This window comes from Zooshikella ganghwensis DSM 15267 (assembly GCF_000428585.1).
Taxonomy (GTDB): Bacteria; Pseudomonadota; Gammaproteobacteria; order Pseudomonadales; family Zooshikellaceae; genus Zooshikella; species Zooshikella ganghwensis.
This window is the reverse complement of sequence record NZ_AUAF01000281.1, coordinates 1-3263: the sequence shown is the minus strand read 5'-3', so window position 1 is coordinate 3263 and position 3263 is coordinate 1. Positions and strand designations below refer to the sequence as shown.

General features: G+C 48.2%; 1 protein-coding gene. It reads left to right on the top strand.

Annotated features, from left to right (window positions below; all coding sequences use genetic code 11):
* Window positions 1-84: 84 nt before the first annotated feature.
* Window positions 85-3263: FG-GAP-like repeat-containing protein (locus F607_RS33300; protein ID WP_051311845.1), on the top strand; the 3179-nt coding region annotated here is incomplete at its 3' end.

The window sequence follows — 3263 nt, the reverse complement described above, 5'->3', positions numbered from 1 at the left end:
TCGCACTTGAATGTGAGCAGTTACTCATTATAATGCCCAAAATTTGCTCAATTATACTGATACTGTCGTCACAAGAAGTACATAATGAATCGTTTACACATCACGCTTGCCTGCCTGATTCTATCTATTTTTCAGGTTTTTCTTTCCCCTGTTGCGCTAGCCAATACGACAAAAGCCGTCGGTACCCTGCCTGGTGCTTTTTCCGTCGGTACCGATGGTGCGGCTAATTACCATATTCCCGTCGCATTACCACCAGGGATTAATGGTTTAACACCGAATTTAGCGCTGGAATATGACAGCCAAAAAAATAATGGTTTAGTCGGGGTTGGCTGGCGTTTAGCGGGTTTTCCAGTGATTTCTCGCTGTCCCACCACCCTCGAAAAAGACGGCTTTATTGATGGCGTTGATTTTGATGATAACGATAAATTTTGTCTAAATGGCCAACGTTTAGTGGCGATTAAAGGCACTTATGGCGCGAATGGCACTGAATATCGCACGGAATATGATAATTATAAAAAAATAATTTCCTATGGCGCGGTTGGGAATGGACCGGCTTATTTTAAAGTCATCCATAAAAACGGTGAGATCGCGACATTTGCGTCAAATCACGATGCGCGTCTTATTCTCAAAGATCATAGCGACGTCTTACGCTGGTCATTAACGGCGATTGAAGATCGTTTTCGCAGTATGATTAATTACCGTTATACCACCCATGCTGACACGGGCGAGCAAGTCCCTGCACAAATTAATTATGCGAATACCACGATTAAATTCCATTATGAAGCGCGTGAAGATCAACAACAGACGTATTTAGATGGCGCGCCTTTATCGGTGACACAGCGTTTAAACACCATTGAAATTATTCATGGGGAAAAAAGCCAGCGTTATATATTAAATTATGAAACCACCCCGGTGACCCATAAAAGTTTATTGAGCTCACTTCAGCTGTGTAGCACGCAGTGTCAACCTGTGACTCAATTGCGTTGGCAATTTAACGAAACGGCACTGAATGATAAGACCACAAAACGATTAAACGACCTCGGCACCAATCATGGCTGGCATGTGGGTCAACATCCCCGTTATTTACGCGATGTGAATGGCGATGGGCTGACCGATATCGTGGCCTTTGGCAGTGGTGGTGCCTTTACTTTCTTAAGTTCGGGCACGGGGTTTGATACCGAGCCGAGCACGGTGAGTGAGTTTGGTACCCGACAAGGCTGGAGTACGGCTAAACACCCACGCCATTTAGCGGATGTCAATGGGGATGGCAAAGCCGATATTGTTGGCTTTGCCGATGCTGGTGTTTATGTTTCACTCAGTACGGGATCAGGCATGGCGCCTGCCACACGCTGGTTGGCAGATTTAGGCTATGGCAGCGGCTGGCATACGGATCTTCATCCCCGTATTGTGCAAGATATTAACGGTGATGGCCGTGCGGATATCTTAGCCTTTGGCAGTGGTGGTGCCTTTGTCTCATACAGTACCGGCACTGGCTTTACCCCAGTGACCACGGCAGTGGCAGCATTTGGCACACGACAAGGCTGGAGTACCGCTAAACACCTTCGTGAACTCGCCGATGTCAATGGCGATGGCTTAGCGGATATTGTCGGTTTTGCTGGTGATGGCGTGTATGTCGCCTTCAACTCGCATGAGGGGTTTTTACCGGCTCAACGTTTGTTGGCGGATTTAGGTTACAGCAGTGGTTGGCATACCGACCTGCATCCGCGTTTTATGCGTGATGTGAACGGAGATGGTCGTGCTGACATCGTCGCCTTTGGCAGTGGTGGTGTCTTTGTCTCGTACAGCACCGGCACCGGCTTTACCCCCATCACCGCCGTTTTGGATGAGTTTGGTACGCGACAAGGCTGGCAAGTCCATAAGAACCCACGCTTTTTAGGGGACGTCAATAATGATGGTTTAGACGACATTATTGGCCTAGCCAATAATGGGGTGTATGTGTCGTTTAATACCGGCTCAGGGTTTTCTCCTGCCCGCAAAATTCTAGATAATTTTGCTTACAGTCAAGGCTGGACAGCGGATAAAAACCCACGCGCCGTGTATGACTTTGATGGGAATGGTACCACGGACTTTTTTGGCTTTGCCGGTGATGGCCTGTACACCAGTCTTTCACCCTTTACCCCGCCCCGATTGGTGGGCATTAGCAACGGCTTTGACCATGAAGTGAAACTGTCGTATGCACCACTGACGGATAAATCAATCTTCACCAAGAGTGAAGGCAGCCAATACCCTATTAAAGATATTCAACCCTCCACCTTTGTCGTGTCAACGGTACAAACCAGCAATGGTATCGGCGGGTTCTCCACGACGCGCTATAAATACGGTGAATTGAAATACCACCAGCAAGGCTTGGGCTTTCTGGGCTTTAGAACGGTGACGTCGACTCAAGAAGACACCGGTATTCGGACTCACTCTGTCTATGCCCAGCATGTTGATACCCATGTCATTGGTGCCTTAAAAAACCAAAAAACCTATGCTAAAGACGGTGTTGTCCTCAAAGACCTTCAGCAAAGCTGGCTGACCCATACCTTAAACGATGGTGATATTCCTCGTTATCAAACCATCATGACACGCGCCTTTACAGAACAACGCTCATTACAGGACGTTCAGTTATCACAAACCACTCAGCATCTGGCCTATGATGCCTATGGCAATGTCACGGAAAGTAAAACCGTCACAACCGATACCTACGGCCAACAGCAAAGCACCACCGTTAACACCTATCTCAACGATGAAGACCATTGGCTCATCGGCTTACCGACACAAACGCAAACCACCAACGTGGGTGTGGCTGGAGACAGCCAAACCCGCACCACGCAGTTTAGTTATGATGCCACGACAGGTGCTTTAACCCAGCGCATTCAAGAGCCTAGTCAAGGCGATTATGTCCTGACCACGGAGTTTAAATACGACAGTTTTGGTAACTTAATTGAAGAGCAAACCCAAGGTGCCAAGGTCACTGCACGCAAACAGACGTATACCTATGATGCGGATGGCCGGTTTTTAATCTCAACCACCAATGCACTCGGGCATACGTCTGCCCAAACCCTGCATCCCTACTGGGGTAGCCCGGTTATCTCGATGGATGCCAATGGCTTAGTCACTACCTATGAATACGATGACTTTGGTCGCCTCATCAGCCAGAAAGCACCGGATAATACCCAAACCACCCTTACCCGTGGTTGGTGTAATGCAGAGACAGAATGTCCCGCAGGCGCCGTGTATTGGGTAAAAACCCAAGCCCA